Below are 20,687 nucleotides of genomic sequence, written 5' to 3' on the forward strand. Positions count from 1 at the left end.
TTAACGAGCAAGAAGAAGAATTTAACTCTAAAGAAGAGCGTTCTAAGTTCGTTAGTTTAGGAAGTCATGAAAAACCTAGAGATGTTAAAAATAATACTACTAAAGCTGAGGTTTATAAAATTTTAGCCTTAGTATATTCTCAAAATGGAGAGAATGAAAAAGCTAAAGCAGTTTATTCAGAAGCAAGAAAATTACTTCCAAACGACGAAGAACTTAAGACTGGTGAGTTTAATATATATTTTAATGCTGGATTTTCTAGTTTAGCTGATGATGAAAAATTAGTAAATGAAATCAATAATTCTAGAGCAGATAAAAAGAAATATGATGAATTAATGAAAAAAAGAAAAGAAATGTTTGCAAAATCAATTCCAGACTTTGAAAAAGCTTATGCTATTAAACCATCAGATGAAAATACCAAGACGATATTAAAAATGGCTTATGAGGTTACTGGCCAAAACGAAAAAGCCAAAGCTATAAACTAAAAAAAAACCGACGAGAGTCGGTTTTTTTTATATCTATTTATATTGTTAATGGTTTGAATTTTTATTCTGTTATACTGATTTCAAAAGTTTTATCCCAATTTTTACCCGTAACAAAATACGTTTTAGTAGCTGGGTTGTATGCAATTCCATTGAACGCATCTAATTCTTGGTGTTGTGTTACTTTGCTTCTTAAATCATGACAATTGATTACGTTTTCAACAGCACCTGTTTTTGGATTAATTACAGCTATTGCATCTTTCTGGTAAATGTTTGCCCAAATTTTTCCATTAATCCATTCCATTTCATTAACCGCTTCAATCTTAGCACCATTTGTATAAACGTTAATGTAATCTTCTACTTTAAAGGTTTCAGGATTTAAAATATAGATTTTTTCAGAGCCATCACTCATATATAATTTCTCACCATCATTCGTAATTCCCCAACCTTCTGTTTCAAATGAAAACGTTTTTTCTAATTTGAAGGTTTTGGCATCATAAATAAAACCTGTTTTTTCCTTCCAAGTCAATTGATATATTTTGTCTTTTAAAACCGTTATTCCTTCTCCAAAATACTTATCTTCTAATTTAATTTGTTCGGTAACTTTTCCTGTTTTATAATCGGTTTTTCTTAGCGTTGATTCTTTATATTGACCAGTTCCTTCTAATAATACGCCATTATAAAATTCAAAACCTTGCGTGTAAGCATTTATGTCATGCGGATAAGTATTCACGATTTTATAATTCAAAATCTTTGGTTCAGCACTAGCATAAATTGAAAATCCTGAAGAGATATCAATATTTTGTCCTTCAAAATAAACTAAAGCTTTAATCGTTTGGTTTCCTAGTTTCTGATTGTTCAAGGCGAAAGGTAATTTCTCGTTTCCTTTTACCGAACCAATTTTAACTTCGTTAATGTAGTAAACAACAGAATCTATTGCCTTGTTTTCTTTGTTTTGAAGAACCAAATCAATGCTTTCTTCTAACTTAAGAATCGGTTTTATAGTAGAATTTTCAATCGAAAATAAATTTTTTAATGCATTTTCATCTTCTTTACATGACGTAGAAATTACACCTAAAGTAATGAAAGCGAATAGCTTAACTTTTAACATGGTTGAAATATTTAATTACGTAAATATACAATGATTTTTTATACTCACAATTGCCTTGCAAAAATATAAAAAGGTTGTATATTTGCATCGGCAAGTCCTACACGACCAGCTCCTGCAGACTCCTCCAGGGTGGGAACACAGCAAAGGTATGTGGTTGTAGCGGTGCGATGTAGGTCGCTTGCCATTTTTTATTTCTTTTGAATTGTTATCTCCCTTTGTGGAGATTTTTTATTTTTACACCAATTCTAATTCCTATGCACATCACTTGGCAAATTGTTCGCTTACAACTAAAAGAAACGTTTTCAATTAGTTATGGAAGTTACTCGTTTAGAGAAGCCTTAATTGTTTCGCTTTCCAAAAACGGAAAAACTGGTTTTGGCGAATGTACAGCGATTGATTACTACGGAATTAATTTAGCCGATTTCACTCAGAAATTAGCCGAAATTCAAACCCAAATCGAAAAACAATCCATAAATCATCCAATCGAATTTTATACTTTTTTAAAAAGTTTACAATTGCATTCTTTTTTGCGATCGGCTTTAGATTGTGCGTATTGGGATTTATTCGGGAAGTTAGAAAACAAGAGTTTCTTAGAATTAAATTCGATTGAAATACAACAATTACCTGAATCTTCCATCACCATAAGCGTCGCCCAAATAGAAGAGCAATTGCAAAAAATCGCAAAATCCGATTGGAATAAATTCAAAGTAAAATGGAATCATTACGATGAAAAAGCATTGGATTTATTGTTGAATTGCGAAAAAGAAATCGCTTTAGATGCCAACGGAAGTTTCTCTATTTCAGAATGTAAGCAATTGGAAGAAAATCCTTTATCAGCTCAATTTACTTATATTGAACAACCCATGAAAACTGGAATTTCAAATTACAGTCATTTGAATGCTTCTAAATTTGCGAATTGGATGGCCGATGAAGATTGCCAAGAACAAACAAAACTTTCCGATTTAAAATCGCATTATAAAACCATCAACATCAAATTAGTCAAAACGGGCGGATTAACTCCAGCTTTAGAACTAATTAAAGAAGCAAGAGCAAATGATTTCAAAATCATGATAGGCTGCATGACCGAATCTACTGTAGGAATTTCAGCCGGTTCTGTTCTAGTTCCATTAGTGGATTATGTAGATTTAGATGGCGCGAATTTAATTGCCAACGACATCGCTTTTGGAAGCACGATTGAAAAAGGAAAAGTGTTGCTTTCGGAGAAAGTTGGGTTAGGAATTTCTTTGAAATAATTTAAAGCCGTATTTTCGCAGTATAATTCACACTAAAATGAGTAAAGTAGTATTAATTACAGGTGGTTCATCAGGAATTGGAAAGTCAATTGGCGAGTTTTTACACCAAAAAGGTTTTGTAGTGTACGGAACTAGCCGAAATCCTGAAAAAATCACGAATTCTATATTTCCATTAGTAGCTTTGGATGTTCGCGATAAGCAAAGTATTGTCAATTGTGTTGCCGAAGTGATTCAAAAATCAGGACGATTGGATATTGTAATTAATAATGCAGGAGTAGGAATTACAGGTCCAATCGAAGAAATTCCAACAGAAGAAATTCGTAACAATTTCGAAACGAATTTATTTGGTCCAATTGAAGTGATGAAAGCGGTTTTGCCTCAAATGCGGGAACAAAAATCGGGTTTGATTATTAATATTACGTCGATTGCAGGTTATATGGGATTGCCTTATCGTGGGATTTATTCCGCTTCAAAAGGCGCTTTAGAATTAATCACCGAAGCCTTACGAATGGAAGTAAAATCCTTCGGAATCCAAATTACGAATGTCGCTCCAGGTGATTTTGCTACTAACATTGCTGCAGGACGTTATCATGCGCCGGTTGTGAAAGGTTCGGCTTATGAAGTTCCTTACGGAAATACCTTAAAAGAAATGGATTCACATGTAGATAGCGGCAGTAATCCAAACGAAATGGCAGAAGCAATTTTTGCTATCATTAAAACGGATAAACCAAAAGTACATTATAAAGTTGGGGCATTCATGCAAAAGTTTTCTATTGTTCTAAAACGTATTTTGCCTGATACGGTGTATGAGAAAATGTTGATGAATCATTATAAGTTGTAGTTCATTCAAGTTTATTTCAAATTTAAGGTATTCAAAAATGGAAAATAGATTTTTATGTCCGAATTGTCAAGAAGTAGAATATTTTTTTGATGGCGAAAAATTAAGATGTCCAAAGTGTAATCAAAACGATTTTGAATCTGCTTTACATCAAAGTGAAGGAAATATAGAATATCAAGAACTCTCAAAATTAAGTAACCCTTTTTTCGAATTAGTTTTTGGTGAAATATACGATTGTGATGTTGTTTATAATGGTAAAATTGAAAAAACAGCTATTGTTCCAATAAACTCAAATCCAAAATTTAATCAATTGTTTTTTCTTTTTGATATAAATTATTGTGAACAAAATAATCCTAAGATTGTTGAGACTTTAAAGAAGAAAACTTTTTCAGAGCTATGGGATTTAGATATAAAGCACAAATTATTTGATAAATTTGATTGTTCAATAATTATAGGTTCAACAAGTGATGAAAATTCAATTATGAGTTATGATGGTTGGATTTTTAAAAATTTTCAAAAAAAGAATTGATATAACTTCTAAATCTATTTACGTTTAAATTTTCTCAACTTGTCCTTGCCCTTGAATTTGGAATTTTTTATTTGTACTTTTGCATTTCGAAACAACACACAATACTTTAAAATTTAAAAAGATGAAATTTTTTATTGACACAGCTAATTTAGAGCAAATTAAAGAAGCACAAGAATTAGGAATTTTAGATGGTGTTACTACAAACCCATCGTTAATGGCTAAAGAAGGCATTACAGGAAAAAACAATATCCTAAAACACTACGTAGATATTTGTAACATTGTTGACGGTGATGTAAGTGCAGAAGTTAATGCAATGGATTTAGAAGGTATGATTAGAGAAGGTGAGGAGTTAGCTGACTTACACGAACAAATCGTAGTGAAATTACCGATGACTAAAGAAGGGGTTAAAGCATGTAAATATTTCTCTGATAAAGGAATTAAAACAAATGTTACTTTAGTATTCTCAGCTGGTCAAGCTTTATTAGCGGCTAAAGCTGGTGCTACTTATGTTTCTCCTTTCTTAGGAAGATTAGATGATATTTCAACTGATGGATTAAATTTAATCCAAGAAATTAGAGATATCTACGATAATTACGGTTTTGAAACGCAAATTTTAGCTGCTTCTGTACGTCACACGATGCACGTTGTAAACTGTGCTAAAATTGGTGCTGATGTTATGACTGGGCCTTTATCTTCAATTACAGGATTGTTAAAACATCCATTAACAGATATTGGAATTGCTCAGTTTATTGCTGATTACGAAAAAGGAAATAAATAATTTCTGAAGAATATAAAAAGCAAAAAGCGTTCTAATTTAGAACGCTTTTTTTATTAGTAATGGTTATCCAAAAACAATACTAATTTTATTTTAAATTCTGTTCAAAATTCACGTCAAACAAATTGGCAAAACCATTTTTTATAGTTCCATCCGCATTTAAGATGATAATTCTGTGGATTTTTGTAATCACCCATTGTTTTCTAATGGTTTCAAAATCAATAGCGTGTAATTCTTTTATACCTTCAAAATTATATTTCTTTAAAGCGTTTTTCCAATTGGCATCATTATCATTTACATTAATACCAATAAATTCATAATTTGGATACTTAGCTTGCAATTCGGTTACTTTTTTATGGGAAGCTGCAAAATGAGATTCAGCGTGACTCGTCCAAAAGAACAAAACGGTTGGTTTATTAATTAGTGTATTAATATCTACTGGTTGATATGAACTATTGACAAATTCAATTTTCGGTAAACGATTCCCTACTTTTAAATTTTGAACTGAATTATAAATTTCAGAAATTTCTTTTTTGTTTTCTTTATCAGTAGTTAGTTGTAAGTAGCGTTCAATAAATTTTTGATTGTTGTACATGTTTTGATCTTCTAACAAGTACATCAAAGCAACATTATTCAATACCACATTTTTAACTTTCTGATTTTTAATTAAAGTATCTGTGATGTTTAATTTTTCTATATTGTTCTCCAAAGAATTCTCATTCAAATCTAGATGGTCTTTTTGAAGCGCAACGTTGTTTAACATTACACTTACATATTTGATGAATGGTGAATAATTGGTTAAGAGTGCATTTTCAAAATCAACTTCTTTTCGGTGCTCGTAATAATTAGAAGGGAGTTTTGTTCTAATGTTTTCTCCTGTTCTAAATTGGTGTGCATAAGGATAAATTTCTTTTTTGGTGATATGATGAAAGTCTAAACAAGCTTTTGCAACTACATCAAAATTCTCATCCCAACCAATTTCTGCCTTACGTTTTAAGTAGAAAGATTTGCGAATAGCAAAACTAGAATCTATATTTTTGATAAAACTCTTTACATCTTTATCAAAATTATCATACATGTTATTTTTATCGGCTTCATTTTTAAGATATAATTCCATTAAAAAATTGTTCTTTTCATCTCCGCGACCACAAAATACGACTGAATTGTCAAAGTCAAAAGTATTTAACCTGACCATTAAACTATCATTTTTGTCGAAATATACATATTGATATTCAGGATTGTGTTTAAAACTATATAATCCAGGAGGTAAAGAGTCAAATTTATGTATGAAACGATTATTTTTGTCTAAATAAATGGTGTCAACGACTTCATTGTCTTTTAAAAAAAGTACATATTTTTCTTGAGGATTTATAATTTCACCTCCAAAATAAGCTACAAAGTCATCCTCTTTAAAAGTCTTATTGCAAGAAATTAAAAAAGAAAAAAAGACAACGTAAATTGGAAATATATATTTAAAGTAATTTTTAATCATCAACTCCTGAATATTATTGAACAAATGTATTAGAATAATTTAAATCTAGTTGTTAAGGTACAGTTAAAATGAGGTCATATTAATTATTAATTAAACTGCTCAAAAATCTACTTATTTTACTACTTTTGCAACAATTTTAATAAAAAAATAAAAATGTTAACAGTTTCAAACTTATCGGTTCAATTTGGAAAACGAGTTTTATTCGATGAAGTAAATACTACTTTCACGCAAGGAAATTGCTACGGAATTATTGGAGCAAATGGTGCTGGAAAATCAACTTTCATGAAAATTATTGCTGGTGAAATGGAGCCTACTTCAGGTAGAGTTATCTTGGAACCAGGAAAACGTATGTCGGTTTTAAACCAAAATCACAACTTATTTGACGAATATACCGTTTTAGATACCGTAATGATGGGAAACAAAGTATTACATGCTGTTAAAACAGAAATGGATGCTTTGTATGCCGATTATACAGATGAAAATGCCAACAGAATCGGGGAATTACAATTGCAATTTGACGAAATGAACGGTTGGAATGCCGAAAGTGATGCAGCAACAATGTTGTCTAACTTAGGAATTGGTCCAGAATATCATTACACATTAATGGCTGATTTGGATGGAAAGTTAAAAGTTCGTGTGTTATTAGCACAGGCTTTATTCGGAAATCCAGATGTGTTGATTATGGATGAGCCTACCAATGACTTGGATTTTGAAACGATCGGATGGTTAGAAAATTTCTTAGCGAATTATGAAAATACAGTTTTAGTTGTTTCGCACGACCGTCACTTTTTAGATGCAGTTTGTACGCATATTTCAGATATTGATTTCGGAAAAATTACACACTATTCAGGAAATTATACGTTTTGGTACGAGTCTTCCCAATTAGCGGCACGTCAGAAAGCACAACAAAATAAGAAGGCAGAAGAGAAAAAAGCGGAATTAGAAGAGTTCATTCGTCGTTTTAGTGCGAACGTTGCTAAATCAAAACAAGCAACTTCTCGTAAAAAAATGATTGAAAAATTAAATTTAGACGAGATTAAACCTTCAAGTAGAAGATATCCAGCAATTATTTTCGAAACGGAAAGAGAAGCAGGAGATCAAATTTTAAATGTACAAGATTTAGCAGCTTCAATTGATGGAGAAACATTGTTTAAAAATGTAGATTTAAACATGGCTAAAGGAGATAAGATTGTAGTTTTCTCAAAAGATTCAAGAGCAACAACAGCTTTTTATGAAATCTTAAATAACAAAATGACTCCAGATTCAGGAACTTTTGATTGGGGAATTACTACAACACAGTCATATTTACCAGTTGATAATCATGAGTTTTTTGATGGAGTAGATTTAAACTTAGTAGATTGGTTACGCCAATGGGCAAAAACCGAAGAAGAACGCGATGAAGTTTACGTTCGTGGGTTCTTAGGAAAGATGATTTTCTCTGGAGAAGAAGCCTTGAAAAAATGTAACGTTTTATCTGGAGGTGAAAAAGTACGTTGTATGTTGTCAAGAATGATGATGATTAGAGCTAACGTATTAATGTTAGACGAACCAACAAATCACCTAGACCTTGAGTCCATTACGGCATTCAACAATTCGTTGAAAAATTTCAAAGGTTCGGTTTTATTTACAACACATGACCATGAGTTTGCTCAAACGGTAGCCAACAGAATCTTAGAATTAACACCAAATGGCGCTATCGACAGATACATGACATTTGATGAGTATTTAGAAGATGAGAAAATCAAAGAATTAAGAAAGAAAATGTATTCTTAATATCAATCCCGTTACTACAACTAGTAACGGGATTTTTTTTACAATACGATTGCTATTAGAAATATAAATTCTAAATTTGTACAAACAACACACTATGAGTCAAAAAGTTTTGCTCACTTCAAAAGAAGTACACATTATCTTGCATCGATTAGCTTGTCAACTAATTGAAAATCATTTAGATTTTTCCAATACCGTTTTAATAGGATTACAACCAAGAGGTAAATATTTAGCGCAAAGAATCAAACAAATTTTAGAATTGAATTACAATATTTCTGATATTCAATTGGGATTTTTAGATATTACTTTCTTTCGCGATGATTTCAGAAGAGGCGAAAAACCTTTGGAAGCTAACAAAACCCAGATAGATTTCTTAGTTGAAGATAAAAAAGTAGTCTTTATCGATGACGTTTTATATACCGGAAGAAGTATAAATGCTGCTTTAACTGCAATACAATCTTTTGGAAGACCATCAGAAGTAGAACTTTTAACCCTAATCGATAGAAGATTCAGTCGTCATTTACCCATTCAGCCGGATTATAGAGGAAGACAAGTGGATGCCATAAACAATGAAAAAGTAATTGTTAAATGGCAAGAAAATGATGGTGAAGACGCGGTATATCTGGTTACAAAATAAACAACAACAAACACACAACTACATATAAATGAAAGAATTATCAGTAAATCATTTAATCGGAATAAAATATATTACCAAACAAGATATTGATTTAATTTTCGAAACGGCCGACCATTTCAAAGAAGTTATCAATCGTCCCATCAAAAAAGTACCCTCTTTACGAGATGTTACCATAGCCAATATTTTCTTCGAAAACAGTACGAGAACCAAACTGTCTTTTGAATTAGCACAAAAGCGACTTTCAGCCGATGTGATTAGTTTTTCGGCAGCGCAATCTTCGGTTAAAAAAGGAGAGACTTTAATTGATACTGTTAACAACATATTATCGATGAAAGTGGATATGGTGGTTATGCGTCATAGTAGTCCTGGAGCAGCTCATTTCTTATCGAAAAATATTGGAGCAAGTGTTGTAAATGCTGGAGATGGCGCTCACGAACACCCAACTCAAGCCTTATTAGATAGTTTTACAATCAGAGAAAAATTAGGCGACGTAGGCGGAAAGAAAATCGTAATTATAGGTGATATTTTACACTCGAGAGTAGCCTTATCCAATATCTTCGCACTTCAAATGCAAGGTGCCGAAGTTAAAGTATGTGGACCAAAAACGTTAATACCAAAATATATCGAATCTCTTGGAGTGAAGGTAGAGCCTAATCTTCGAAAAGCTTTAGAATGGGCAGATGTAGCCAATATGTTACGTGTTCAAAACGAACGTTTAGACGTAAGTTATTTCCCAACCACAAGAGAATATACCCAACAATATGGCGTTACCAAAGAATTATTAGATTCGCTAAATAAAGAAATTGTAATCATGCATCCTGGTCCAATTAATAGAGGAGTGGAAATCACTTCAGATGTGGCTGATTCTAAACAATCAGTGATTTTGGAGCAAGTAGAAAATGGCGTTGCGGTTCGTATGGCGGTAATTTATTTATTGGCAAGTAAGATTAAAAATTAGTATCTTAGCATAAAATCAGAAATTCAACAAATGAAAGTCGATCAAAAAGGACATACTACAATAATTAAAGATACACAAAATAATGTAGCAGCTTTTGTGGGAAAAATAACCAATGAATATCACGCATTTCAAAATCAAAACTTGATTTTGGATGTATCGCAAGATAAAGCCATATCGAATGCCGATTTAGTGTATTTTAAAGACTTGGCCAAAAACCACAAAAAGGCAAAAAAATCAATGATTATTGTTACTGACACGGTTGATTTTAATAAAGTTCCCAATTATTTAAACGTGGTTCCTTCTGTTTTAGAAGCTCACGACATGATTGAAATGGACGAAATTGAACGCGATTTAGGATTTTAATAAAAGTTTACAGTCTCAGTTTACAGTATTCAGTAACTGCGACTGAAAACTGCGACTGAACACTAAAAAATGAAACTACAAATACTCGGTTGTTACGCAGCCACTCCAAGAACCATTACGAATCCAACATCACAAGTTTTAGACATAAAAAATCATATGTTTTTAATCGATTGTGGTGAGGGAACGCAGGTGCAATTGCGCAAGCATAAAATCAAGTTTTCTCGCATTAATCATATTTTTATTTCGCATTTACATGGCGATCATTTTTATGGATTAATTGGTTTGATTTCGACTTTTATGTTGTTAAATCGAGAAAATGATTTACATGTTTATGGTCCAAAAGGAATTAAAGAAATTATTTTATTGCAATTGCGAGCTTCGGGTTCGTTTACGGGTTATAATTTATATTTCCACGAATTAGAATCCAAAGAAAGCGAAGTTATTTTTGAAGATGAAACCGTAATTGTGAAAACTATCCCGTTAAATCATAGAGTATATACTAACGGATTTTTATTTCAAGAAAAGTTAGGAAAACGCCATTTGAATATCGAAGCGGTTGCAAAATACAAAATCGAAAAAGTGTATTTCGATAAAATTAAATCGGGTGGCAATGTTACTTTAGATTCAGGCGAAGTGATTGACAATGAATTGCTTTCCTTTCCGCCAGATAAACCAATGAGTTATGCGTTTTGTAGCGATACGATGTATGATGAATCTATCGTTCCGATTATCAAAGATGTTGATGTGTTGTATCATGAATCTACTTTTCTAGATTCTGAAATGCAATACACCGAAAAAACCAAACACGCAACCGCAAAAGAAGCTGCTCAAATTGCAAAATTAGCTAATGCTAAAAACTTAATTTTAGGACATTATTCTACACGTTATGGTTCTATCGAACCTTTTAAAACAGAAGCTCAAACGATTTTTGAAAACGTATTTTTAGCCGATGACGGCAGAGAATTTGAATTTTAATATGATACAAACTGTAATTTTCGATATGGATGGCGTAATTGTAGATACCGAACCGGTACATCATTTTGCGTATTACCAACATTTTAAGGAGTTAAGCATCGAAGTTTCAGATGAAATGTATCGTTCGTTTACGGGTAATTCTACTCGAAATATCTTTCAGAAATTAAAAGCACAGTTCGATTTACAAGAAGATGTGGAAGATTTAATCTTAAGAAAACGTCATTTATTTAATGAAGCTTTCGATTTGAAAGAAGATTTGTATTTAATTGAAGGTGTAGAAGAATTAATTAAAGATTTGCACGCAAACGGAATTCAGTTGATTGTAGCTTCATCGGCTTCAAATGTTACGATTAATAGAGTGTTTACTCGATTTAATTTGCATCAATATTTTACCCATATTGTATCAGGAGAAGATTTTCCAAAGTCGAAACCACATCCTGCTATTTTTGAACATGCTGCGAGTTTGTCAGTTGCTCCAAAAGAAAATTGCATCGTAATTGAAGACAGCACCAATGGAATTCAAGCCGCAGTTTCAGCAGGAATTTTCTGCGTGGGTTACGATAGTTTTCATTCGAAAGACCAAGATTTATCAAAAGCTAATGTAGTTATTCGACACTTTAACGAATTGAATTTTGAAAAAGTTCGAGATTTGAACTGATTAGATAGACTTCATTACTCATATAGAATACTTTTCAATAACAAAGATTTAAGCAGTTTCTTTCGGCTGTTCGGTAGTTTTCTAAAAATGTATGACATAAATCTAAAAATTTATGATATAAATCTAATAATGTATGATATATTTCTTTTGATTTATGCTATATATCTTAAAGTATTTCACATAATTCTTTTGATGCAATAAAGTTTTCTAAATTAGTATGCTATATTTCTTTTTATTTATTACATATATCTAAAAGAGGTAGTAAAACATCTAAATAGGGTAGGTAACTTTCTAAATAATAATAACAAAAGACTTATTGCGTGAGCAATAAGTCTTTTTGTTTTCTTTTTTTTTCTTTTTTTGTTGCTTTATAGTCTTGGTTTGCTGAATTTTATTCCGCTAACTTGGTTATATTGCGGACTGCTTGCTCCAAATACTGATTTAATATATTTTTTTTACTTCGCTTGCGGTTTCATAAATTCCGTTTTCGCTTGTGTAAAGCGTTTCATTTCTTGAAATTCTTGAATTGCTTATGTTTGTATATGCTGTTGCTACTGCTGTATTTTTAACTGATAGGTCTGCAATTTTGCTATCAATTGTAGCTATTTGTAGTTCTACCTCGTTTGGTGTGTAACTTGGCTCTGTTTCTAAAACAGATTTTAAACCAGCTAAATGTTGTATTAGTTGGTCATAAGATTGTTGGCTTGTAGAAATGGTTGCTGGAGCTGGTGCATTTGGGTCGGTTGGAGTTTGTGTAGTTGATGCTTTTTTGCCTTGCATTTTACGATTAAATGTTTTGGCATTATTAATCGTTTCGTTTGTTGCATCTGTTGTTTGAAGAGCATTGACTAAACGAGTAGAAAACGATTTTAAATTGCCAAAAGCTACCATACGTTCATTAACTTTGTTGTTGTAAATGGTGTTATTAGTTATTACATCGTTAAGTTTTAATTGTGCATTATCTTTTAATGCAATAAGTTGTTGAAGTTTTAAACTGTTTTTAGACGGATTGTAAGTTGCTCCATAGCCAATTACAAACTCAATTAAATCTTGAAAATTGGCTACATTTTTTGCATGACCTACTTCTGAAGTTGATGCCATAGTAAAATAGTTTTTAGTTATACATTTTAATTAAACGGTAATTGTTATATTTTATTTTTTAGATTTAAGTTCAATAATAATTTCTTTTAACTCTTTTATAATATCATCTTTTTCATTAATTCTTTTTTCATATTGATCGATAAGTTTTTCTGAAAGATTGTTAATTGTACCTAAATTTTGAATTACGGCAAGACCTCCTTTTTGTTCATTATTGTTCTGAATAAGATATTCATTCGGAAGTAAATCAATAAAATTTTTGTCAAGTATTTTAGCAATTTTATCGATCATAACAACATCGGGAAAACTTTTGTCTGTTTCATACCTTCTGTATGTTGGTTCAGATACGCCTAATTTTTCAGCCATATAAGATGTTGTAAATCCTTTTTCAACACGTATGCCTTTTATTTTGTGACCTATTTTCATTAATTTTATTTTAATAAAATATTGATTAGTAAATATTTTAGCAAAAATAGTTGTTTTTTTATAAAAAAAAGTAAATTTTAGATTTTGAAATTTAAAATTAGATGTATATTTTTGAGAACTATAAAATAAATTATTAATCAACTAAATTTTTACAAGATGAAAAAATTAGAATTAAATCAGATGGAAAATCTGGAAGGTGGTATTGACAATAAAGATGCTGCTGCGTGTGGTTTTGGAGTTGGTATCGCAACTTTTGGCTGGGGACTTTTAGGACCTTTTGCTTTACTTGGTTTAACATTGTGCATGCATGGTGATTCTTAATAAAAAAACTTAAAATTTTAAACTTATGAAAAAAATTAAAGAAAGCCAAATGATTAACATTCAAGGTGGCAAAGATGGTCAAGATTTTGTATCTGGATTTTTATGTGCAGCTGGTTTACTAACTTCAACAACAGGTTTAGGTATCGGTTTAGCTATTATAGGTTGTGGATCATTAATTGGTGATTGGTAAATTAACATAAGAGTTCAGGGAATACTATTTATTTCCTGAACTCTTAATTTACCAGAAAAAAAATAACCTTAAAAACAGAACATAATGATGAATAATAAAAAATTTATTATTGCAAAATTTGGAATTTTAATATTGATTTGTTCTTACTTGACATATTATTATTCAGTCGAAAATGAAAATGTAAATTACATAAAAGTATTTGGCTCTTTAGCTTTATCTTTATCTTTTTTAATAGCTTTGATTAATAAATTAAAAAACACCAATTAATTAAAATGCGAAAGTTCATTTTAATAATTAGTATTTCAATTTTAACATACTTTATTAATAAAAATTTTTTGGAAAATGAAAAATTATTTATTTTATTTTTATCTGAGAAATTAAGTCTAAAACAAATTGAAGATTTTTTAACTTTTCAAAAAAAATGGCAATGGGTTTCATATTTAACAATACCAATATTGCTGTTAATCAAAACCACATTAATTTCAAGTGTGTTGTATGCAGGTGCGTTTTTTTATAGCAAAGCAAGCATCACATTCAAACAACTTTTTGATGCAGTTATCAAAGCAGAGTTTGTGTTTGTAGGCGTGGGAATTTTAAAAATTATATGGTTTTACTTTTTTCAAACTAATTATACTTTAGAAGATTTGCAATATTTTTATCCGTTATCGGCTCTTAATATAGTAGGTTATAAAGGTTTAGATGCTTGGTTTATTTATCCGTTACAAGTTTTAAATTTGTTTGAGTTGGCTTACTGGTTATTGTTAGCGTATTTTATAGGCAAACTAGCCTTCACAGAAAAAGACAAAGGCAAACCTATGGATTTAGGGTTTAAAATTGTAGCGAGTAGCTATGGTAGTGCGTTGTTGTTGTGGGTTGTGGTGGTAATGTTTTTTACGTTGAATTATAGTTAATTAACCACAAAGACACGAAGAATGCACTAAGTACACTAAGATAAATTAACTTCATGAAAAAAATTCTAAAAATTGTTATCCCTATACTCATTATCAGTTTGCTTGCATTTATGGGTTACAAAGTGGTGAGTAAAATTAATCACAAAAAACAAGTAGCAGAAAACATTAAAAAAATGCCTACTTTTTCTTATCTAACTTTAGATAACAAAGTGTTTACACAAGAAAATTTAGTGCAAAATAAACCTACCTTATTTATCTATTTTAATAGTGAATGCGATTTTTGCAACCACGAAGCCGAAATGGTGCAGCAGAATATAGAACAATTAAAAGCTATTCAGGTAGTATTTATTTCGTATGAACCTATTGAAAAAATCAAACAATTTGCTTCTAAATTTAAGTTATTAAACCATGCTAATATTTATTTTTTATCTGATTCAAAAATTAGTTTCGCTTCTACTTTTGATGTTAAATCTATGCCTTGTTTAGTGTTGTATGATAAAGAAAACAACTTAATAGAAAAAATAAAAGGTCAGGTTAAAATTGAAACGGTTTTGAATAAATTCACTTCAAAATAAAATGAAATTACTTCATTCCTCGCAATGACGAGATGCTGAAACGAGTTCAGCATGACAAAATAAAAAACAATGAACAAAAAACATATCGAAAAAACACATACGCTACAATTAGACCAGTCAGATTGTGGCGTTGCTTGTTTAATGAGCCTAATTAAACTAAATGGTGGCACTAATTCTATTGAGAAATTAAGAGAATTGAGTGGCACCACAAAACAAGGCACAACCATGCTTGGTTTGTATCAAGTGGCTAATAAAATAGGTTTCACTGCCGAAGGTTGCGAGGCTGATATACAAGCATTAATAGACCACAAACAACCTGTGATTTTGCATGTTGTAATTCAAGAGCAATTGCAACATTATGTTGTTTGCTATGAATATGATTCTGAAAAAGGCTTTTTAATTGGCGACCCAGCAAAAGGTGTTTATTATTTATCTGTTGATGAATTAGATAAAATTTGGGTTTCAAAAAGTTGTTTAACATTAGAAATAAATGAGAGTTTTATTAAAGCGGAAAACGAGAAAAATTCGCAAAAGAAATGGTTTTTAAACTTGTTAAAAGAAGATTATAAACTACTATGGATTTCTGTTCTATTAGGTGTTTTTGTGGCTGGTTTAGGTTTGGCGATGTCGTTGTTTTCTCAAAAGTTAATTGATGACATTTTACCTTCAAATAACATCAAAAAATTAGTTTCGGGCATTGGTTTATTAACCGTTTTGCTTTTGGCAAGAGTTGGAATTGGTGCTTTGAGAGAGTTCTTTTTGTTACAACAATCTAAAGATTTTAATAATCGTATCAATACCAATTTCTTTTCTTCTTTATTACAATTACCAAAACCTTTTTTTGATACTCGAAAAATAGGAGAATTAGTGGCTCGTTTAAACGATACACAACGAGTGCAACGAGTGATTAAAATGCTTGCAAGTAGTTTAGTAATAGATGTTTTAGTATCAATAATTTCAATGGTTTTCTTATTTATGTATTCGTGGAAAATAGGATTAATTGCTCTGTTAAGTGTGCCAATTTATTTTTACATTATTTATAGAAGTAACAAGAAAATTATTAATTCGCAAAAGGAAGTCATGCAAAGTTATGCTTTTAACGAAAGTAATTATATTAACACTATTCAGGGTATTGCAACCATTAAAAACGACAACAAGCAAGAAGTTTTCAATAATGCCAATGAAGCTGTTTTTGCTAATTTTCAAGATAAGATTTTCAATTTAGGAAAAATTAATATTGCTCTTTCTTGGCAATCGGGTTTAGCAAGTGTATTCTTTTTGATTGGTGTTTTGATTTATACTTCGATTCAAGTTTTTAATAAAGAAATTAAACTGGGCGAATTAATGGCAATTTTAGGAATTGTAAGTTCGATTATGCCATCAATTGCAAATTTAGCTTTGATTTCAATTCCAATAAATGAGGCAAAAATAGCTTTTAACAGAATGTATGAATTTGCCTCGATAGAAAAAGAGAAGGAAGAAGGCTTACCGATTTCTGAAATAAATTCCATTGCTATTGAAAATCTTTCGTTTCGTTTTGCAGGTAGAAGTGAATTGTTTACAAACATCAATCTAAACATAGAAAAAGGAAAATTTACAGCAATTGTTGGAGAAAGTGGAAGTGGAAAAAGTACTTTAGGACAAATTTTACAACGCTTTTACAATTTTGAAAACGGAGTTATTATAGTAAACAATCAATACCAATTAAATAAAATTGAACTAAAAAGTTACCGAAATTTAATAGGTGTAATTTCCCAAGAAATTACCATTTTTAACGGAAATGTAATTGATAATATTTTATTAGGAAATATTGATACTCCAGAAAATATCGTACAATTTTTAACACATTTTGGTTTTGATGTTTATTTTAATCAATTTCCTCAAGGTTTGGCGACCATTCTTGGAGAAGAAGGAATTAATTTGAGTGGTGGACAAAAACAAATCATTGCTTTAGCAAGAGTTTTATATAAAAGACCTCAATTCTTAATACTTGATGAAGCTACTTCTGCAATGGATAGAAATACAGAAAACTTTACAATGAATTTGTTTGAAAAGATAAAACCACACTGTGCGATTTTCTTTATTTCGCATCGTTTAAATGCTTTAAGGAATATTGCAGATGTGATTTATGTTTTGGAAAATAAAACTATTTCGCACTTTGGTAATCACAATGAATTAATGCAAACGGATAATTTTTATAGTGAGTATTGGAGGAGTTTTTAGCTATTTAAACTAACTCATTTCTTGATCGTGTAGCGTATGTTTCGCTAAAATGCGCTTACTATCTTTTTTGACCGATTTATTTTTTCGCATCGACCAAAAGAAATCGCTCGAAAACTTTCTGGCTTCCTCCAAATTTACAATAGGATTTGGATAATCTCTTCCCAATTCAAATCCGTACAACATGGATTCTATTGGAGTTAATTTCCATGGTTCGTGAATGAATTCGGTTGGAATATTGGCTAATTCAGGCACCCATTTTTTTATAAAATTTCCATCTTCATCATGTTCGTACGAATTTTTCACCGGATTGTAAACCCTTAGTGTGTTGATTCCCGTAACACCAGCTTGCATCTGAATTTGCGGATAATGAATTCCAGGTTCAAAATCTAAAAATTGTTGGGCTAAATGCTGACTACAATTTTGCCAAGGTTGGAACAAATGATGGGTATAAAATGAAACTACTAATGCACGCATTCTAAAATTCAAATAACCAGTCGTATTCAAACAGCGCATGCAAGCATCAACCAAAGGAACGCCCGTTTTTCCAGTAATCCAAGCTTTGTGATATTTTTCGTTAACTCTTTGATTCAAATTGCGATAGCCTTTGTTTACAGCGATAAATTCCATCGAACATTCCATCTCAAATTTCTGAATGAAATGCGCTTGCCAACGCAAACGAGATGCAAAATTAGATATTTGACGTTTGAATTTTCCTTGCTGATGTAATTCCCAAGCTTTGGTATACACTTGTCGAATAGATAAATTTCCCCAAGCAATATAAGGTGATAAACGACTACAACCTTTCCTTGCTAATTCTGGTTTTGAAATATGACTGCTATAATTTTGTACACGTTCTTCAAAAAAAGATTTCATGTAGCGTAAAGCCGTTGGAACGCCACCTTTCTGAAAATTGGGATTGTGAACAGTTTTTATGGATGGAATTTCGAAGTGATTCTCTAATTCTTCAATTTCAATGTATTTGACAAAACTTCTTGGTGTAGGCTGAAACGGAAGACAATCTTTATCCATAAAATCATACCAATCTTCTTTCCAAGTCTTTCGGTTTTTGATGCCACGAATAACGCCGTTAGTGATGTATTCATTCCATGCAATTCCTTTAACTTTTAATAGTTTAGCAACAGCTAAATCTCTATCAAAAGTTAATTTTATTCCCGTTTCCTGATGTGAATAAACGGCTCTGATAGAAATAAGTTTGGATAGTTTTTCAAATACTGCAACTGCTTCGCCTTGAACAATTAATATTTGAGTGTGATATTTTAAAAGTTCTTTCTGTAATGCTTCTAATGATTGTTTGACAAAATCAAAATGACGTTGACTATAATGATAATCTTTCATCAACGAAGGTTCGAAAATGTAAAGCAATAACGTTTTCCCAGAAGTCGATAAGGCTTCATGTAAGGCTTCATGATCGTGCAAACGCAAATCTCTCTTGAACCAAACAATTTTCATTTTTTTACATTTTATAGTGTTTAGGGCAACGCTATCCTAACCAACAGCTTCTTTATAGACTTTTAAACATTTTTCTCGAGCTTCTTTATGGTCTACGATAGGTTTTGGATAATATTGAGTTTCCAATTCAGGAACCCATTTTTTGATGTATTTTAAGTCTTTATCAAACTTCTTGATTTGTTCTGTTGGGTTAAAAATTCGGAAATAAGGTGCGGCATCCACTCCTGAACCTGCAGCCCATTGCCAATTCCCAACGTTACTCGCCATTTCATAATCCAAAAGATTTTGAGCGAAATAAGCTTCGCCCCAACGCCAATCGATTAAGAGATGTTTGCATAGGAAACTAGCAACAATCATACGAACACGATTGTGCATATGACCGGTTTTATTCAATTCACGCATTCCAGCATCAACAAAAGGATAACCGGTTTTTCCTTGACACCATTTTTGAAATAAATCTTCATTGTTTTCCCAAATAATGGCATCATATTTTGGTCTAAAACTTGCATTTTGTGTGTGTGGAAAATGCCATAAGATTTGCATGAAAAATTCGCGCCAAATCAATTCGTTCCAAAAGGTTTCGTTCTTTTCAGCGATAGCTTTTTCTATCATTTTTCTGATAGAAACCGCTCCAAAACGTAGATAAATTCCCAAATAAGAAGTTTTATTCAAAGCAGGAAAATTGCGAGTGGCTTCGTAATTCTGAATTAAACTTTCGGAAACATCAAAAGGAGTAATTTTAATTTCCGATTTTTCAAAACCAATATCGGACAACGATAAAAAAGGGTAGGAGTGCTGCGCAATTCTATCCAATTTTTCTTCTGATGGATAATGAACCAATTTAATCTTCTTAAAGTTCTCTTTCCATTTTTTTGAATAAGGCGTGTAGACTACATATGGACTTCCATCATCTTTAACTACTTCGCTTTTTTCGAAAATAACTTGATCTTTAGAAGTTAAGAATGAAATTCCTTTACTTACAAATAATTGATTCAGTTCCTTATCACGTTTGCGAGCATAAGGTTCGTAATCGTGATTGGTGTAAACCGATGAAATGCTATTTTCAGCAACTAGTTTTTCGAAGATTTCTATTGGTTTGCCATGAAAAACCGCTAATGATTTTCCATGCTTCTTCAATTCCGATTGAATTTTCTCTAATTGTTCATGAATAAAAGTAACGCGAGCATCATTTTTGGGTAATTGAGACAGAATATTTTCATCAAAAATAAAAATAGGTAGCACTTCTTCATCGCTATTCAAAGCATGAAAAAATCCAACGTTGTCATCTACTCTTAAATCACGTCTAAACCAAAAGATGTTCATATTTTTTTGTTTCAGGTTTCAAGTTTCAAGTTTGATTTTGAGTTTGAACTTGAAGTTGTTTTTTAATTTTTTATCCGTTTACTAATAATGTTGACATTCCACCATCCACATGGAAAATTTGTCCCGAAATCCAACTGCTTTTATCACTTAATAAAAAGGTTGCCATTTGTGCGCTGTCTTCTGGTTTTCCAAATCGTTTTAATGGATGACGCTCTGCTGATTTTTCTTGTTTGGTTTCGTTATTCAAGAATTTATCGGCTAAAGGTGTATCGGTTAATGATGGCGCAATAACGTCAGGCTGTGAAAAAACTC

At 31.3% G+C, this 20,687-nt stretch carries 23 protein-coding genes and 1 other RNA gene; 17 read left to right on the forward strand and 7 right to left on the reverse strand.

Annotated features, from left to right (window positions below; all coding sequences use genetic code 11):
- Positions 1-482 (forward strand): tetratricopeptide repeat protein (locus B4I81_RS11685; protein ID WP_291110835.1); only part of this gene is annotated, 482 nt, incomplete at its 5' end.
- Between the two features lie 61 nt (positions 483-543).
- On the opposite strand, the gene B4I81_RS11690 is transcribed toward B4I81_RS11685, so the two are convergent.
- Positions 544-1,590, reverse strand: a complete 1,047-nt coding sequence (locus B4I81_RS11690; RefSeq protein WP_291110837.1) for a glutaminyl-peptide cyclotransferase — start codon at positions 1,588-1,590, stop codon at positions 544-546.
- A gap of 88 nt (positions 1,591-1,678) precedes the next feature.
- On the opposite strand from B4I81_RS11690, the gene ffs reads away from it, so the two are divergent.
- The 5 genes from ffs (at position 1,679) to fsa (ending at position 4,988) form a co-directional block, all read left to right on the forward strand.
- An RNA gene (ffs, locus tag B4I81_RS11695) (signal recognition particle sRNA small type) lies at positions 1,679-1,776 on the forward strand.
- Between the two features lie 68 nt (positions 1,777-1,844).
- Positions 1,845-2,843 carry an enolase C-terminal domain-like protein gene (locus B4I81_RS11700; RefSeq protein WP_291110839.1) on the forward strand — a complete coding sequence of 333 codons (999 nt, stop codon included), beginning with the start codon at positions 1,845-1,847 and terminating at the stop codon, positions 2,841-2,843.
- 37 nt (positions 2,844-2,880) lie between these two features.
- Entirely contained in the window at positions 2,881-3,684 is an 804-nt protein-coding gene (locus B4I81_RS11705) for an SDR family oxidoreductase (RefSeq protein WP_291110841.1), read from the forward strand.
- Positions 3,685-3,721: 37 nt separating this feature from the next.
- On the forward strand, positions 3,722-4,210 hold the full coding sequence (locus tag B4I81_RS11710) for a hypothetical protein (protein ID WP_291110843.1): 489 nt from the start codon (positions 3,722-3,724) through the stop codon (positions 4,208-4,210).
- A gap of 121 nt (positions 4,211-4,331) precedes the next feature.
- The gene (fsa, locus tag B4I81_RS11715) at positions 4,332-4,988 is read left to right on the forward strand and encodes a fructose-6-phosphate aldolase (RefSeq protein ID WP_231843680.1); all 657 of its coding nucleotides are present in this window, start codon (positions 4,332-4,334) and stop codon (positions 4,986-4,988) included.
- Positions 4,989-5,073: 85 nt separating this feature from the next.
- On the opposite strand, the gene B4I81_RS11720 is transcribed toward fsa, so the two are convergent.
- Entirely contained in the window at positions 5,074-6,477 is a 1,404-nt protein-coding gene (locus B4I81_RS11720; RefSeq protein ID WP_291110846.1) for a TlpA family protein disulfide reductase, read from the reverse strand.
- A gap of 153 nt (positions 6,478-6,630) precedes the next feature.
- Here B4I81_RS11720 and B4I81_RS11725 point away from each other — a divergent pair, with 153 nt between their 5' ends.
- From B4I81_RS11725 to B4I81_RS11750, 6 genes are all read left to right on the forward strand, one after another.
- Positions 6,631-8,250 (forward strand): ABC-F family ATP-binding cassette domain-containing protein, encoded by a 1,620-nt coding sequence (locus tag B4I81_RS11725; RefSeq protein WP_291110848.1) that lies wholly within the window; start codon positions 6,631-6,633, stop codon positions 8,248-8,250.
- A gap of 94 nt (positions 8,251-8,344) precedes the next feature.
- A complete protein-coding gene (gene pyrR, locus B4I81_RS11730) occupies positions 8,345-8,884 on the forward strand; it encodes a bifunctional pyr operon transcriptional regulator/uracil phosphoribosyltransferase PyrR (protein ID WP_291110850.1) in 540 nt (179 codons plus the stop codon).
- Between the two features lie 28 nt (positions 8,885-8,912).
- Positions 8,913-9,842 (forward strand): aspartate carbamoyltransferase catalytic subunit, encoded by a 930-nt coding sequence (locus tag B4I81_RS11735; protein WP_291110852.1) that lies wholly within the window; start codon positions 8,913-8,915, stop codon positions 9,840-9,842.
- A gap of 30 nt (positions 9,843-9,872) precedes the next feature.
- Positions 9,873-10,205: a ribonuclease Z gene (locus B4I81_RS11740; protein WP_291110854.1), complete on the forward strand. Its 333-nt coding sequence runs from the start codon at positions 9,873-9,875 to the stop codon at positions 10,203-10,205.
- 69 nt (positions 10,206-10,274) lie between these two features.
- The gene (locus tag B4I81_RS11745) at positions 10,275-11,180 is read left to right on the forward strand and encodes a ribonuclease Z (protein ID WP_291110856.1); all 906 of its coding nucleotides are present in this window, start codon (positions 10,275-10,277) and stop codon (positions 11,178-11,180) included.
- 1 nt (position 11,181) lies between these two features.
- Positions 11,182-11,838, forward strand: a complete 657-nt coding sequence (locus B4I81_RS11750; protein ID WP_291110858.1) for an HAD family hydrolase — start codon at positions 11,182-11,184, stop codon at positions 11,836-11,838.
- A gap of 441 nt (positions 11,839-12,279) precedes the next feature.
- Here the strand turns inward: B4I81_RS11750 and B4I81_RS11755 are convergent, their stop codons facing one another.
- Both B4I81_RS11755 and B4I81_RS11760 read right to left on the reverse strand, forming a co-directional pair.
- Positions 12,280-12,939, reverse strand: a complete 660-nt coding sequence (locus B4I81_RS11755; RefSeq protein ID WP_291110859.1) for a hypothetical protein — start codon at positions 12,937-12,939, stop codon at positions 12,280-12,282.
- Between the two features lie 51 nt (positions 12,940-12,990).
- Positions 12,991-13,362, reverse strand: coding sequence for a helix-turn-helix transcriptional regulator (locus B4I81_RS11760; RefSeq protein WP_291110861.1), 372 nt, complete (start codon positions 13,360-13,362; stop codon positions 12,991-12,993).
- Between the two features lie 156 nt (positions 13,363-13,518).
- Here B4I81_RS11760 and B4I81_RS11765 point away from each other — a divergent pair, with 156 nt between their 5' ends.
- From B4I81_RS11765 to B4I81_RS11785, 5 genes are all read left to right on the forward strand, one after another.
- Complete coding sequence (locus B4I81_RS11765) at positions 13,519-13,683, forward strand: hypothetical protein (RefSeq protein WP_291110862.1); 165 nt, start codon at positions 13,519-13,521, stop codon at positions 13,681-13,683.
- Between the two features lie 25 nt (positions 13,684-13,708).
- Positions 13,709-13,873 (forward strand): hypothetical protein, encoded by a 165-nt coding sequence (locus B4I81_RS11770; RefSeq protein WP_291110863.1) that lies wholly within the window; start codon positions 13,709-13,711, stop codon positions 13,871-13,873.
- 335 nt (positions 13,874-14,208) lie between these two features.
- A complete protein-coding gene (locus B4I81_RS11775) occupies positions 14,209-14,784 on the forward strand; it encodes a hypothetical protein (protein WP_291110865.1) in 576 nt (191 codons plus the stop codon).
- Positions 14,785-14,837: 53 nt separating this feature from the next.
- A complete protein-coding gene (locus B4I81_RS11780; RefSeq protein WP_291110866.1) occupies positions 14,838-15,359 on the forward strand; it encodes a TlpA family protein disulfide reductase in 522 nt (173 codons plus the stop codon).
- A gap of 69 nt (positions 15,360-15,428) precedes the next feature.
- Entirely contained in the window at positions 15,429-17,582 is a 2,154-nt protein-coding gene (locus B4I81_RS11785) for a peptidase domain-containing ABC transporter (RefSeq protein WP_291110868.1), read from the forward strand.
- A gap of 9 nt (positions 17,583-17,591) precedes the next feature.
- On the opposite strand, the gene B4I81_RS11790 is transcribed toward B4I81_RS11785, so the two are convergent.
- The 3 genes from B4I81_RS11790 to B4I81_RS11800 form a co-directional block, all read right to left on the reverse strand.
- Positions 17,592-19,052, reverse strand: a complete 1,461-nt coding sequence (locus B4I81_RS11790; protein ID WP_291110870.1) for a deoxyribodipyrimidine photo-lyase — start codon at positions 19,050-19,052, stop codon at positions 17,592-17,594.
- Between the two features lie 36 nt (positions 19,053-19,088).
- Positions 19,089-20,375: a cryptochrome/photolyase family protein gene (locus B4I81_RS11795; RefSeq protein ID WP_291110872.1), complete on the reverse strand. Its 1,287-nt coding sequence runs from the start codon at positions 20,373-20,375 to the stop codon at positions 19,089-19,091.
- A 70-nt stretch (positions 20,376-20,445) separates the two neighbouring features.
- On the reverse strand, positions 20,446-20,687 hold a 242-nt coding region (locus tag B4I81_RS11800; protein ID WP_291110874.1), incomplete at its 5' end, for an SDR family NAD(P)-dependent oxidoreductase.

Origin of the sequence: Flavobacterium sp. UBA6195 (assembly GCF_002422095.1) — a bacterium.
Lineage (GTDB): Bacteria > Bacteroidota > Bacteroidia > Flavobacteriales > Flavobacteriaceae > Flavobacterium.